Below are 14,967 nucleotides of genomic sequence, written 5' to 3'. Positions count from 1 at the left end.
GATTTTAACATGTCTATTGAATCCTGAGATATAGGTAATTATTGCTAAGCTAACCGTTCTTCCTTTCCCTGAGAATCGACGGAGAGGTTTGTACTGTAGGAGAAGAAATCAAGCATTCATGTATTCCAAAGCAGAACAAACTTATTTATCATTATCCAATATTACCAATTTTTATGCATATGATCCAGAACAAATTTTTCTGAAAAAATGCCTGATAGATATGCTGAAAATGCTAGCAATGGGAGATGTAGCGTCGTTGATTCGCGTATATCAAAATAAAGGAGCAGCCTTCTAAGATTAAAAGGCTGCTTCTTCATCTATTAACACTACTATTTAAAAGAGATCCGGCTTGCATGCAATACGCGAACAGCTAGTGTTTACTTGATATAGCCTTAACAAGTAAAGTTACCGCTTCCGCTCTCGTCGCCGGGTTATTCGGAGCCAGCTTGTTGCCCTGCTGACCGCGAATAAAACCTGCCGCATATGCTGCGGATACATGCTCCCTGGCCCACAGAGGTATCTGCTCCGCATCAGCGAATGGAAGCTGGGCTTGCGAATCTGCCTTCAATCCTAATGCACGAATGATCATCACGATCATCTCCGTACGGCTGATCGGATGGCTTGCACGGAAGGTATGATCCGGATACCCCGTAATAATGTCCGCAGTGACCGTACTCACCACGTAAGTCCGAGCCCAGACCGGAATCTTGTCGAGGTCGGCGAAATCCAGAAGCTTCGAACCATCTCCATCCAACTTCAAGGCGCGACTAAGCATTGCCGCGAATTCGGCCCGCGTGACCCGCTCATTCGGACGGAAGGTAGCGTCTACATATCCGGTAACGATCCCCTGTGCTACAGCCTGCTCAATCGCAGCTTGGGCCCAGTGCCCGGAAATATCCTTGAGGGCGATCTTCTTCGTCCCGGTCGAACCACTGGCAGACCCTTCACCTGTGCCCGTTTGATTGCCTGAACCGTTATTTGCTCCGCTGCTGCCAGTAGTTGCTCCGTTAGATCCACTGGAAGAAGAACCTCCAGACGATCCTCCGGATGGGGAACCCGGTTCGGGGACCGTCGCCATCTTGAAATGGAGCGAGTAGCTGCGCAGTAATTTGAAATCCTCATTCATGACTCGAATCACAGCCGTTCCCGGCAGCTCCAAGGCTTGAATGACGCTTACCCGCAAGCGTGGATCATTGGCCTCCGCGCTGACAATAGGCACTTCTGCCGTCCCTACGGGCAATTCGATATGATAGGATGTCTTCTCTGGCGCAAAGTCCGTAAGGAGTCGATCGTTCATGCGAATTGCTGTAATTTCCCCCGGAACGACGCCGCTATGAAACGTATCAAGAGCCTCCATCAAGGTTACGGCCTCTCTGTTCACTTCTTGCTGCGTCGCTCCTGCATCATGAGCAACCTTAGCAGCTGCTTCGATAGCAGCTCGCAGCTCATCAATGACCTTCTGCGGATATTGCCCCGGTTCAGTTCCAGCCTTCGCTGCATGATAGATCTTGTTCGCTAGCATGATCGTATCGTTCAACGAAGTCGGATCAACGGCATAGCCTGTGAACGGTACGATGTTATCGTTCAGTCGGAAGTCTTGGAATTCAGCAGTATCCCCATACTCACCTGGGCTTCCGCCTGCATTATTGGCGAACAATCCGACATGGAGATTCGCAATCGTTGCATTTTCATATGCCCCCCCTATTTGCGTCCATGTCGTAAGATCCGTGCTATAGTAGCCTGCATACCGATTGCCTTCCTTTGTTACTTTTAGATATACCGTATCGCTCTGAATCTGATCTGCCGTTACCTGCTCTTGCGGAGCTCCATTCGACTCAGAAATAACGGAGAATATGGCTCCTCCATAGCCCGGATGGTTCTTTCTGGCCACATAGAAGTAGTTATCATCATCGCCGTAGATCAGCAGTCCTCCCTCGGCATACGCCTTCGTCGGCTTGAAGGTCAACCGCGTAATCAACGTAACATCTTTGGTAGATGGCGCATAAAGAAGTATATTCTTGTTCGAATTGGCGTCCCTCCACAGATTCCCTTTCTCTGTCTTGATCTTCATGTTGTTGTGCTCGGCATCAAGCGCCCAAGCCTCTTTATTTTCCCTGATCCATGTCCATACGGAATTGAGTGTCAGTTGGCCGCTTACTGCAATGAGCGCTTTGCCATACACACCTGATCCATCGGTTGCTTCAGCACGAACCTCAACAATCCCGTTAGCTTTCGCTGTTAACAGGCCATTGCTGTCAATCGCGGCGACGTGCGAGGCTTGTGTCGTGCCTGGATTGTACGCCCTCCATTCAACCGCCTGCTTATCAGCATGCGGCGGTTCAAGCTTCGCCTGCATGAGCAGCGTACCGAATGGATCCGTAATCTCTTGCATGCCATTGTGACCGGTTACGATAATTCGCTCCACAGGAGTTCCCTGCTGCGGTTTGAACGTCACGGGAATCGTCTGTTCCGCCACATTTCCACGTAAATTTACGGTCGCTGTAAGGTTAGCCGTTCCGGCTTGCAAGCCCGTCACGACACCGTTGTTATCGATTCGGGCAATGGCACGGTTGTCGCTTGAGTAGGTAATGACCGCCTTGGTCAGATCTGCAGCGTATCCGCCAACCGTCGTGCCTTTTACCCCTAATTGAAAGCTCTGCCCAACTGTATAATCCCGCTCCACTCGGCTCTCTAAGTGAACCTCCGCTGCCGATGCGAAGCCGCCGACGCCTTCAGTAGCCTCCAGCTTGATGAACGAAGCTGTCACAGGAGGGAATGCTGCTGATTTCTCCGAAGAATCGGAGGACCAGTTGCCGCTCGCGATTTCGGTAAACTGGGCTCCATCTGTACTTGCATATATTTTATAAGCAGTGATGTTCCCGTTATACCCTTCCTGTCTCGGAAGATAGCTTAAACCGCTAACGACTGATTTCATGCTGAGCTCAAGCGTAATCGATTGCGGAAGTGGTGCGTACGGAACCCATTGGCTGTGCCAGAACGTCGATGGATTGCCGTCGATCGCGTATTTAGCATCACCATTGTACTGCGTCGCCTCGCTTGAAGCTGTTGCCTTCACTGTCATCTGGTCGTTGCCCGCTGCAATCGAAATACTCTTCAGCACTCCCTTATCATTCACATGCAACTGCTGCTCTGGGGAGATTGTGACCTCATCCGCAGGCGTCCTGTCCAGAAGAACGGTTCGATTTACACCTTCGCCTTCGAATTGATTGCCTTCTATTGAAATATGATTGCTCTCTAAGAGGTGGAATGCGACTTGCTCATTGGGGTTCATGTTGGGGTGCGTTCTCGTAATCTTGTTGTCGGAGAAACGAATGCCGTCCGTGCTCTTAGCGAACAGTACGGTATTGTCTAGCATCTGAAACGTATTGCCTTCAATGTTGATATTGCGATGAACAGGCCCTGCATACTTCGTATTCTCCGGATGAATCTGAATCACCGGATTCCCGTTCTCGATGAACGTATTATTGCGAATCGTTACATCTTGAACCATCCCGGATTCGTACCAGGTTTGCGCATCGCTAGCGATGAGGATTCCGCTCATCTGCATGCGCTCGAACACATTGTCTTCAATGATGGATTTGCCGCGCGTGGATAGAAGAATTCCTCGCGTCGGAATGCGCGAGAAGTGATTTCCTTTAATTTCGACCTCTGGCGCCCAGGTGGCATTCTCGATTACAACGCCTGTTCCAATACTCGAAGGTACATCCTCTTCAAGGGTGAGGGTAATTTCACGGTCGTTGATCCGGGCTGCCTGAGCGACCTTGCCGCTGCCTACAGACGTAAGGGTTCTATTATCGATGAACTCGATCGCATCACCAGGGAAGAACGCCTCAAATCCGTACGTCTGATGATGCATAAAGCGAACGACGATCTGATTCGGTGCCGGCTTGCGCACCACTTCGAGATGAGTCCCATGCACATTAATGACATCATCATGAGCCCCACGGAAGGTACTGTTCATAATCTTTAGCTTGCCCTTCACGCCTGATGCCTGGATGAAATCAGCGAATCCGGTCGCGCTACGTCCCGTTTCTGCGCGCGGTGCGAACGTCATGTCCTCGAATGTCAGGTTCTCGCTGAATTGTCCAATGATCCCCAGCCCATGCGTATAGTGCATCGTCACATGCTTCCACGTGACATTTTTGCTCTTATGAATGAAGGAGCCCACCTGACTGCGAACCCCGTCTCGAATTTGAAATACATGCCCTACCGTCGTATTCGGAGCCTGATTATAATGCAGCCGCAGCGTATTGGCCTTCAACTCCTGCACGCTTGTCGCGCTGGATACGGGATTGCCTGTCCTCCATGTAATATTTTGATCCGGATCAAACTCTTGGGCGATTCCGTCCTTGAATTCCCAATAACGCGCTCCAGTCTTATTCGGTTCGCTCACCCAATAGACTTGACCGCCGCGAATCTCATATAAGGAATCCTGATTAACCTCGACATCCATATAGTCACTGCCAATCTCCAGCACCTTCACTTCCGACATCGTCGGTCGCTCATAGTCGACTCGCACATTGCGAATCTCGATATCCTCGCTTTGATCGATGACAAAGGTCGTCATTTTCCCGTGCAGCATGAACAATGACCCGTTGCCTTCAACCGTTACCTGCTTCATATCCTTAAGCAGCAAGCCAATCGTCTTCGTTACATCTGGATTCTCGCTCTCGGAAGCTGTATTGGAGATGTAATAGGGCCGCTTCTCCGCATCTTCCGCATAAAAATCATATCTGCCTTCCGGGAAATGTAGAACGACAGGGCCATCCACAGCCGCCGCAGCAGCAATCGCTCGCTGGACGGGAACTACCGCATCCTCATGCGAATTCGGCTTTGCTCCATAGTAAGTAACATCAATGACAGTAGGCATGGATGCAGATTTGAGCTGCTCTCCACCATATGTGGAATCAACAACCGAAGGAGTGTCTTGTTGGATCGAATTTCCCTCCTGTACAACATCGAGCATGACAGCATTGCTAGCATCGTCGTAAGCCATTGCATAATAGGGTGCCAGCATCCAAGTTGCTAGCACGAATAGCATGAAAATCACTACATTCTTGCTTGACCGCTTCATCTCATTCCTCCCAACAAAAGATTGTTGTTCTTCGTTACGCGTTACGTTTGTCCTCCTTTGCTTATGTAGTCGTCTTATCTGTTGCAGATATGGTAATCGCTTACAATTTTGATTGTACTATAGCCTATGCTCTCTAAATCTAGTAGTTTCCATCATTTTTTTATGAGAATCGTACTTATTTAGTAGAGAAAGCAGATTGTCCAAATTGGCTCGTAACAATACAAAAAGTCCGAGAAGCCGCACCCCCTCGAACCTTTTTATTAGGAAATTACAACACAAAGTGAGGACTGCTCACTAAACCTCGATCTTATACTCTCTCTGTAATAGTCCATATATCTCTAAGTCTACGATTCCTTTGCCCGACCAGAGCGATGCTTGCCGCAGCGTCCCTTCCTTGATGAAGCCATTCTTCAGCAGCACCCGCTTCGATCGTTCATTTGCAGGCATAACTTCGGCTTGAATTCGGTTTACATCCACGTCCTCGAACAAGAACTTCACAACAATTCGCGTCGCTTCCGCAGCAATGCCTTGCCCCCACTCCGTTTCTGCCAAGAAGTACCCGATCATCACCATATTCACTTTCTGATTAAAGTCGAACGCTTCCATGATACCTACCAATCTCTTGCTGTCCTCATTGGTGAATATCCCCCATTTGATGCGCGACCTCTTATTGAAGTCTCTCTCAAAATGTCCGATCATGTTCTTGACGGTCGCCTTGTTATGCTTCGGAATAATGCCGCAATATTCAAAAACGGTATCGTTGCTGTAAATGTCATAAATCTCATCCAGATGATGCTCTTCGACTTTCTTCAACATAAGTGTATCTGACTTCAATATCGGAAATTGCCCAAACACGGCGTCCAGGTTCATCGTATCACCGCTCCATATTTTCAGCTTAATCGTATTCGTCGTATGATCGTAACATCACTGCCTTGACCTTGACCGTCTTGTTCCACCTTTTAAGCCTTTTAGCATGTAATCCCGTGTAGATGTGGATTGCTAGTCAGCAACCGCTGTACCCTGTCTAGGGTATCTGGCCCCATTGGAATGCCCCCATTGCGATACAGAAGTATCCATCTGAGACATGCCAGCGCTTGGAACATATCAAGTTCCTCTTGGGGAATATCATTTATAGCTAAATACGTATCACGAAATACTTCGGCAAAGTGCTCCGGTATATAGATCTGCTGCAGCGTGAGCGACCAAGCGAAATCATATCTTGCATCTCCCAATTGCACATTGGTCCAGTCGATGACCGTTAATTGTCCCGCCTTCTCAACGAGATTACCAAGATGATAATCCCCGTGGATGATTCGCTCATGCTTCGGTGCTGCCAGCTCGACCAATTGCTCTAGGTGAGGATGCAGATCCGAATGCGCCTGCATACCCGGGAAGAAATATTCGCTGAAATCATGCCGAGGCAGTTGTACCTGAGTATGGAATTCTTCTGGAGAAATGCGGTGTACGCGGTTTAATAGATTCGCAATCTCCTTTATAGTCTGATCATTGCCATCACCCAACGGCTCGCCATCGAAGGTAGTCAGCAGCACATTGTCACCGTTCGCATTTATCCCCCAACCGAATGGCTTCGATACGGATACTCCCTGCGCATGCAGCAAATTGAGAGACTGGTATTGCAGACGAATATCCGGTTTGGAATCTCTGCTCCATATTTTCAGCACATAGCTGTCCGTATCGGTTACCACCTTAACGGTCTCTGCTTCCATACCTTGCATCAAGGGAGTGATCGTAATCGTACCCGCTTGCTGCAAGATGCGATCAAGATGATCATGCTTGTCCTGCCACTCTATTGCTACCAGATCATGCTCATGCTGCTTGTGCTTATGTTCATGTTCCATCATACCTTCATACCGCCCCTCTGTTTATGCTTCTCATGCTCTTTGACGAATCGGAATATGTAAATCCACTCTGCACTTGCCTTCCTTATCCTGCTTGGGATCGTTCAGGCAAAGTTCAAGACATGGTCGATCATCTGCCTCATAGCCGCTGCTTGGCAGCCACAGCCTGAACATCGTCTCGTAAGCAAGAACGAAATTCGGAACGGTATCGTAATACGAATAGACCGCAAACCTACCACCGGGCAGGGTTCCATATGAGATGTCCTTGTGCTCCTGCTTGGTGAATCCTGGCGGCAGCGTGACACAAGCATCGTAGCGGCAGGCATACTCCTCGAATTCATTTCCATCGTCTAACGAAACGCCAATGAATGACAGTTCTCTTGCGGCAAGCCCCTGCTCTCGTACCCAGTTGCCTAACTTGTCCCATGCACTGCGGGTATCCAAATAACTCCCGACATGCCGCACATACGCCACTTCGACTTCCGGAATATCCTTGATCGCAATCATGTTCTCCCACGCTCTCTGCAGCAATGGATGTCTGCGACTTCTATTGTAGTCTGGAGAGAAAGATAACTCTTCTTGCTTATTGCTATGATTTGCTGACAAATTGCGTTCTTCCCGATTTGTATGCTGAATGGTATCTCGCAGCTTGCTCCTAACCGCGCTCGGTGTACTTCCTTGGTGCTTCTTGAATACAGCATTGAAGGTGGATATGGACTCGAAACCGCACAGACTTGAGATGTCCAGTATGGTGTGATCCGTTTGCTCCAATAAGTGAATTGCCTTCTGCAAGCGCTCTTGATTCACAAATGCCATAGGCGTTATGCCGACATGCGCCGCAAAGACTCTCGTAAAATGATATTTGGAAAAGTTCGCAATGCTGGCAAGCTGATCGAGACTAAGCTTCTGATGGCTGTTTTCTTTTATATAAGAGATGATCTTATCGATTCTGGATTGATAGTCATTGTTCATTGGAAAAATCCCTCTATCTGCTAGGTTCTAATAGGATTTCGATTCTTCTTGAAAGGGAACAAAAAGCCGCCGTCATTGACGGCTTGACTTCTCCGTCAAATCAAGTGGCTGACATACAAAGGTTCATACCGGTCGCGGAAAACATTGGTCTGTATGTTGATTGTATCTCATCCGGACTCTTTAGCCTACAAACGAATTTATCTCCAACCCGTAAGGTTGATTTAGATTTCCTCCATTAAACTCTCCCACCCGCACAGGGGACGTTGGAGTAGAAATATTATAAATTTCAACCGTGTTATCAAGTTGATTGGCTACATACAACGTGATCCCGGTTATCGCCATTCCAGCAGGTTCGCTTACCTCGCCTGAACCAAATTCAGTTATACGCACCGGAGCGATTGGGTTCGTAATATTATAAATTTCAATCGTGCTGTTGCCCTGATTGGCGACATACAGCGTGGTTCCCGTTATCGCCAGTCCTACAGGCTCGCTTAAGTCTCCAGAACCAAACTCAGTTACGCGTACCGGAGCTACCGGATTCGCAATATCATATATTTCGACCGTACCATCATTTTGATTGGCTACATACAGCGTAGTGCCCGTTATTGCGAGGCCTTCAGGTCGGTGCAAATCTCCTGAGCCAAACTCGGTTACATGCACAGGATTCGTAGGATTTGAAATATCATAGATTTCAATTGTACCATCCCCCCGATTGGCTATATACAGTGTAGTGCCCGTTATCGCCAAGCCATGAGGAGAGCTTAAGTTGGCTCCATTAAATTCCCCTATATACAGAGGAGCTGTTGGATTAGCTGCATTATACATAGACACCGTGGAACTGCCTGCATTCGCAACATAGAGCGTGGTTCCGGTTATCGCCATGCCTCTTGGATTGTTCAAGTTGCCTCCATTAAACTGCCCGATACGCGCAGGAGCTGTAGGGTTTGAGATATTATAGATTTCTACCGTCTTATCGCCTACATTCGATACATACAGATAATCAGGTCCGTCAGCGTACATATCGACAGCAAATTGCAAGCCGGCTGGATTCGGTGGATTCATGACAAGATAATTCGTCACATGAAAGGAAACTACGATTTTGAATGTTCGAGAGGCGGTTGGCGAACCAGAAACGAGGCAGCGAGTAGAATATACGCGGATATCCTGCCAGTTATACGGCTGCGTCTCTAGGAGTCCGAGTGCTGGCATATTGGGATCTCCCGCGATCAAGAAGAAGTCATCTAACCCCGCAGGCTGCTCAGCAGACTTCGCAAAGGGCCCGGTCCCAGCACCGCCCGTATCCTCAAAAAGCTCAATTCTCGCCTCCATCGCATTGTCGGCAAAGGCATTGAGAAACAAGCTGAACGAGACACTTGCACCCGCAGGAATCAGAAATGGTGCGGAAGCTGCTGCAAAAGCCGATGTCTGACCATCAGATACCGGCAGCTTCCATACGTATTCCGGATTGGGAACGCCTCCGAATGGAGAATACGCTTGCAGGCTGTTATCATTATCGTACTTCTCCAATAGTGGCCACGCTACAGGAGCAAGGGTGCGGGCTACTTGGTCAGCATTCGTGCCTGTACCGTTGGCCGCATTCAGCGCAGCTTGATCCATGTTCGTACCCACAAAGACAGAAGTCGCATTGCTGACCAGCCTTTGAAACGCTTCTATGGACATGTCATCACCTTTTTGTGAGAAGATAGGAGGTACAAGAGAGTGTAAGGGACGCCCGGTTGCAAACGCTACTCCCCTTATACTTAGTACCGCTTACAGCATGGATTCCCCGATAAATGCTTCATCTGTAATTTGTCCTCCTATCCTATGAACCTATAGGTGAGGCTGCTTGTGCATATGCCATCAATAGATAATTATTGCGTGCCAACCTGATCGAAGTAGGACTCTCCATTTTTCGACAAAAATAGTATAGAAATTCAACCAGATGTCAATTTGCCATTTACTTCATCTTCATTTATACTAAAAACCAACAGAAATTTAAATAAATTGTCAATTCAGGAAGGATTTCGAATTGTTATGCTGAATTACTAAATAAGGAGGATTCGACATGACAAGCAATCTTCATGTAGCTCCGATGGAACTCCGCCACAGGTTACAAGATGAATTGAGCATAAGGGGGTGGAAGCAGAAAGAGTTAGCAGAGGCATCCGGCATCGACAGTTCAACCATTAGTTACATTTTCAACAACAAGCAATCACTTATGCTGCCTCAGCTCCACGCGATCAATCATGCATTCGGATTACCAATAGACACCTTCTATGAAGAATTCATAGGGGAATGCTGCAACGAACTGGGCCGATTGCGGCCTGATAAGACAAGCGATTTTATTCTCCACTGTATTGAAGTAGAAAAGTATGACTTGGTCAAACAGCTAGTACAACTCCTCTATGAAGAAACCAATCGTTCCAAACTGATCGACACCGCCTTCAAAATCGCCGAACGCATCTTCCAGTCACCGAAACGCAACTACTCACTCCCGTTCTACGACATCATCATTCGCAATGGATACAGCCGCAGCGAGAAAATAGCCATCTCCTACTTCAGAAGATTCCTCATCTTGAGAGACTTGGATACGAGTGGAGCCGGCAACGAAGCCTTATGCCAGCTGATTGAATATCTGCCTATACTGCCTGATTCACTAAGGCTCGACGCCTATTATCGTATTCTTACATACTACAATGTCGTAGAGAACTGGGCAAAGCTGCTCCAGTATGCCAAGGAATTGCGCGCTGTTGCGTTTGAGGTAGGGCAAAATGACTTCGTGGCAGAAGGCTGGTTGTATGAATCGTTTGCACTTAAGGGAATGAAAAACTTTGAAGTCGCTTTAAAAGCAACACAGCAATATGCCTCATATGGAGATCATTATGCATGGCTGTCTCAATGTAATCGTCTATATATATCTATTGAAATGAAGCAAGAAGAGTCTATTGAGAAGCTCATGGCTATGCTCGAAGGTGACCAACTCCTTCTTGTAGTTCCTGTTGCTTTAGAATGTTATGTCAGCAATGAAGCTTTCCAAGCCGCCACAATATATATCGAGAAATACAAAGCTCAGATCGACGATCTATTATCTAGAAAAGATCCTTTCCACGAAAAGCATAAATTACGCCTTGCACATGCAATGGCGCAATACTACTTGAAAACAACCCAACATGAATTAGGATTTGACTACAATGCATTATCGTTGGAACTGGCACTTTCACTTAAAAATATGCAGTATGTCGGAATGGCTGTTCTCACCTTTCAAGAGTATGAGATCCATGCTTCTGAAGAGCACAAAAGTCGTTTCACACACATTCTATTAAATGAGGTGGATTCAAATGAAAAAAATATTAATCACGATGTCCATGGCTCTTTTCTTGTTCGGTTCTACAGGAGCATCTTCGGGAGTGAATCTAGCTGACATCGGATCAGGATGGTCTCCGTTAAGTGATATTGGTTCAGGCTGGTCAGTCAGTGACATCGGCTCGGGATGGTCTCCAGCGAAAAGTGACAACGGGTCAGGATGGTCAACTTTGGACATTGGATCAGGGTGGTAAGCAACATCGGCTCGAGATAGAGCCCGTCGGGCAGCGTTGTAGAAGTAAGGAATGGTGTATAAATTCAAGGTAATACAGGATAGCAACTCCTGAGTTCAAGGGTTGCTATCCTATTTTGTTCAGTGATCAAAGGTACCCAATCTGGCACATAATAATAGAGAGCAACTTAAGTGGGAAAAATGACACCTAATATATAGCCATCCTTCGTTTGGATAACAACTAGAAGTTTATCGCCATCCTTTACCCTGAATATTTTATCGCCCTTGCGAATTTCATAGGTACGAGTGGCCTCCGGATACACCACATCTCCTTCAGTTACGGGCTTCTCAACGATTTCATGAACCTCACCGATTTGTTCGCCTAAATTCTCTTCCGGGAAATTATCTCTGGTTTTCAGACTGTAGAGCTTATCATCTATATATAAATAACCAATAACCTCATCAAATACCTTTGTAAAATCAACTCCTTCCACGGCATCTTTTTTAGAACAGCTAATAAGTAATACGCATGAAAGCATGATGATGAGAAGTTTTACTGATTTCATACACAGCCCTCCTTTATGTAGAAAATTACTAAACTGCGTAATATTAAGGTATAGGTTCAAAACATACAGATAGCGACTCTTGAGTTCAAGGGTCGCTTTCTTAATTAGGATAATATCCAAAATATCAAGAGTATCTAGGGATTAGAATCCATCCAATGGAAGAGCCGCATGGCATATCATCTTACTACACCAATTGGAACATCATCGTCATCGCTGAGAACGAATTGGCCAATCCGTGCATCATCCAGCTTGGAATAATCGATCCTCCTGCTAATCTCTCGTTTATGTACCCCATAAACCAGCCAATTAAAGCAGTAAATAACGTTATGATAACAGCATTGATAATTCCGGTTCTTGAAAAAAACATAACTCCGTGCAAACAACCAAACAATAACGCCTGAACCGTGTTCCCTGTTGCAAATCCAAACGCAGAAATCAATCTCTTCCCGATAAAACCTCTGAATAAAATTTCCTCAGATAAACCGGTCTGTACGAAAGCATACAACAAAGCCGCAGCTATACCTGAAACGCCTACTCCATAAAATTGCGATGCAGCAACATCGGTGTCATTAGTGAAAAACAAAATAATTATCCACCCAAGAGATATGAACAAGAGAAGCGCTAAGAAGAACAGGATGAAAAAGCTGTTTCTTTTCTCGATAACAGGAAGTTTACATCCAATCCATTCAAAAAAAGACTGCTTCTTTCTGGCGAATAGGAACCAACATACCAGTGGAATTACACTAAATAAGATTACTTGAATAAGTGATGAAACCAACATGGGAACAGTCATCTCTTATTACTCCTCTCCCTTGTACTCTAAAATGTCGCCAGGCTGGCAATCAAGGACTTTACAAATCGCATCAAGTGTAGAGAAACGAATCGCACTTATTTTCCCCGTTTTTATATTCGAGAGATTAACATTTGATATTCCTACCTTAGCCGCAAGCTCGTTCAGAGATATCTTACGGTCTGCCATCACACGATCCAGCCTCAAAACAATAGCCATAATACACACATCCTTACAGAGTTTCATCGGATTGCTGTTGCAGCATTCTACCATAATCGAATATTTGAGCTAGACAAAAGAATACGACCGCGACCAAAATATAAAACAGCTCAAACGACACATTAACCCTTGCCGCTGGCGTGACCATTTGAATCATTGCTATTTCAACAAATCCAGGAATAATGGCGATCCCAGCTATGAGCAAGGATATCCGTTTCAAACGCTTCATATGCTTGGCAACAAACGGTGTATAATCCTTACTAATATCTTTAAAAATCCCCCCGGCAATAAATAGTATCACCATGATTAGACATAGCCTCACTACATCCCCACTGAATGTAATAATCAGATCCGATTTGGCGTAATCACTATGGTCGATATGTAAGAATATAGAGCTCATAGTGTTTATTGCTGCTGGAATTTCATCCCCTGACATCTGAGAAAGCCATAGGATTGCGACAATTTCCACAATCGTTACTAGCAACAGCATGATACACAGCATTCGTAAACAAACAGCCAATATTTTGCTCGTTTTCTGAATTTTAAGGGTGCTCATATGTTTCCTGCTCCTTTATTATGATGACTAGAGCATAGCAGGGATGTTTATGTATTTCAATAATAATTTAATGTTTATCGTTAAATTATTATTGATAATTAACAACTAATACTTATGAAAGGATTTAACCATGTCTCGAATTAAACTAATCATAGTCTCTATTTTTTTCATTCGAAGTCAAAGAAAACGCATTATTCGCTGTTTCTACTTTAGGTCCTCCCCTCCAAAATACACTTGCGAATTTTAGACGATGTTTGCGGATTATAGGATTTGTAAGCGGTACCATACTTGCTACAATAGACTCACAACGCAATGAACATTGCTCAAGGGGGAATATACAAATGAAAAGGCTTTCTTTGATGCTAGCGGCTTGCATGATGTTTGTCGGAGTGTTAAGCGGTTGTGGCGGCAGTGAATCGGATTCGGGTTCATCCAATAAATTGGTCATTTACAGTCCGAACAGCGAAGAAATCATCAAGACGATCATCCCAATGTTTGAAAAGAAGACAGGCATTACGGTTGAGCTCGTAACAGCCGGTACAGGCGAAATTGTTAAGCGTCTACAGTCCGAAAAGAAAAATCCTTACGCGGACGTTATGTTCGGCGGCTCCATGGCGGGCTACCGCGAGCATGCTGACCTGTATGAGCCTTACGTATCTCCAGAAGATGCGAACTTGATTGAAGGCCATCGCAATAAGACAGGGTTCGCAACTCCGTTTGTTTCAGACGGCAGCGTGCTGCTCGTGAACAAGAACCTGATCGGCGATATCAAAATTGAGGGTTATGAAGATTTGCTCAATCCGAAGCTGAAAGGCAAAATTGCATCCGCTGACCCGGCAAGCTCCAGCTCCGCCTTCGCTCAGCTTACGAACATGCTGAAAGCTATGGGCGGCGACTATGAAAATCAAAAGGGCTGGGATTATGTCAGCAAGCTGATTGAGAATCTCGACGGCAAAATTGCAAGCGGCTCTGGTGCGGTTCATAAGAGTGTCGCAGACGGCGAGTACATCGTTGGCTTGACATACGAAGATCCTTCTAGCACATATGTCAGAAACGGTGCACCGGTAGAAGTCGTGTATCCGAAGGAAGGCGCAGTATTCTTGGATGCAGCATCCGCCATTATTAAAGACGCACCACACATGGAAAATGCGAAGAAATTTATCGACTTCATCCTGTCCAAGGAAGCGCAAGATGCATTCGGCACGCAATTGACGAACCGTCCGCTTCGCAAAGATACACAGCTCGGCGACTACATGACGCCACTCGACAAGATAAACATGATTGACGAAGATACAGACTACGTGAGTGCACATAAATCTGAAATCGTAGAGCGCTACATCTCTGTATTCACAAGCAAATAATCGGTTTTCAGAAT

At 46.1% G+C, this 14,967-nt stretch carries 12 protein-coding genes; 3 read left to right on the top strand and 9 right to left on the bottom strand.

Going from position 1 to position 14,967, the window contains the following annotated elements; genetic code table 11:
• Window positions 1–370: 370 nt before the first annotated feature.
• The 5 genes from PBN151_RS17495 to PBN151_RS32005 all read right to left on the bottom strand — a co-directional run bounded on the left by PBN151_RS17495 (window position 371) and on the right by PBN151_RS32005 (window position 9,606).
• Entirely contained in the window at window positions 371–5,095 is a 4,725-nt protein-coding gene (locus tag PBN151_RS17495) for an S-layer homology domain-containing protein (RefSeq protein WP_072730039.1), read from the bottom strand.
• A 294-nt stretch (window positions 5,096–5,389) separates the two neighbouring features.
• Window positions 5,390–5,965 (bottom strand): GNAT family N-acetyltransferase, encoded by a 576-nt coding sequence (locus PBN151_RS17490; protein ID WP_072730038.1) that lies wholly within the window; start codon window positions 5,963–5,965, stop codon window positions 5,390–5,392.
• A gap of 98 nt (window positions 5,966–6,063) precedes the next feature.
• On the bottom strand, window positions 6,064–6,957 hold the full coding sequence (locus PBN151_RS17485; protein WP_227774803.1) for an aminoglycoside phosphotransferase family protein: 894 nt from the start codon (window positions 6,955–6,957) through the stop codon (window positions 6,064–6,066).
• Between the two features lie 30 nt (window positions 6,958–6,987).
• Window positions 6,988–7,926, bottom strand: coding sequence for an AraC family transcriptional regulator (locus tag PBN151_RS17480; RefSeq protein ID WP_072730037.1), 939 nt, complete (start codon window positions 7,924–7,926; stop codon window positions 6,988–6,990).
• Between the two features lie 180 nt (window positions 7,927–8,106).
• The gene (locus tag PBN151_RS32005) at window positions 8,107–9,606 is read right to left on the bottom strand and encodes an LVIVD repeat-containing protein (RefSeq protein ID WP_227774802.1); all 1,500 of its coding nucleotides are present in this window, start codon (window positions 9,604–9,606) and stop codon (window positions 8,107–8,109) included.
• 385 nt (window positions 9,607–9,991) lie between these two features.
• On the opposite strand from PBN151_RS32005, the gene PBN151_RS17470 reads away from it, so the two are divergent.
• Both PBN151_RS17470 and PBN151_RS30775 read left to right on the top strand, forming a co-directional pair.
• On the top strand, window positions 9,992–11,347 hold the full coding sequence (locus PBN151_RS17470; RefSeq protein WP_072730036.1) for a helix-turn-helix domain-containing protein: 1,356 nt from the start codon (window positions 9,992–9,994) through the stop codon (window positions 11,345–11,347).
• Window positions 11,334–11,483, top strand: coding sequence for a hypothetical protein (locus tag PBN151_RS30775; RefSeq protein WP_175560741.1), 150 nt, complete (start codon window positions 11,334–11,336; stop codon window positions 11,481–11,483). The genes PBN151_RS17470 and PBN151_RS30775 overlap by 14 nt, the downstream gene beginning before the upstream one ends.
• A 166-nt stretch (window positions 11,484–11,649) precedes the next feature.
• On the opposite strand, the gene PBN151_RS17465 is transcribed toward PBN151_RS30775, so the two are convergent.
• The 4 genes from PBN151_RS17465 to PBN151_RS17450 form a co-directional block, all read right to left on the bottom strand.
• A complete protein-coding gene (locus PBN151_RS17465) occupies window positions 11,650–12,027 on the bottom strand; it encodes a hypothetical protein (RefSeq protein WP_072730035.1) in 378 nt (125 codons plus the stop codon).
• Between the two features lie 184 nt (window positions 12,028–12,211).
• Window positions 12,212–12,820 carry a CPBP family intramembrane glutamic endopeptidase gene (locus PBN151_RS17460; RefSeq protein ID WP_083545197.1) on the bottom strand — a complete coding sequence of 203 codons (609 nt, stop codon included), beginning with the start codon at window positions 12,818–12,820 and terminating at the stop codon, window positions 12,212–12,214.
• A gap of 6 nt (window positions 12,821–12,826) precedes the next feature.
• A complete protein-coding gene (locus PBN151_RS17455) occupies window positions 12,827–13,036 on the bottom strand; it encodes a helix-turn-helix domain-containing protein (protein ID WP_044353654.1) in 210 nt (69 codons plus the stop codon).
• Between the two features lie 13 nt (window positions 13,037–13,049).
• Window positions 13,050–13,592 (bottom strand): DUF2975 domain-containing protein, encoded by a 543-nt coding sequence (locus PBN151_RS17450; protein ID WP_072730034.1) that lies wholly within the window; start codon window positions 13,590–13,592, stop codon window positions 13,050–13,052.
• Between the two features lie 341 nt (window positions 13,593–13,933).
• On the opposite strand from PBN151_RS17450, the gene PBN151_RS17445 reads away from it, so the two are divergent.
• Window positions 13,934–14,953: an ABC transporter substrate-binding protein gene (locus PBN151_RS17445; RefSeq protein WP_021255468.1), complete on the top strand. Its 1,020-nt coding sequence runs from the start codon at window positions 13,934–13,936 to the stop codon at window positions 14,951–14,953.
• Window positions 14,954–14,967 lie beyond the last annotated feature (14 nt).

The organism is Paenibacillus sp. NAIST15-1 (assembly GCF_001894745.1).
GTDB classification, from domain to species: domain Bacteria; phylum Bacillota; class Bacilli; order Paenibacillales; family Paenibacillaceae; genus Paenibacillus_B; species Paenibacillus_B suaedae.
Note: the sequence above shows the minus strand (reverse complement) of the source record. Positions and strands in the feature narration are given on the sequence as shown.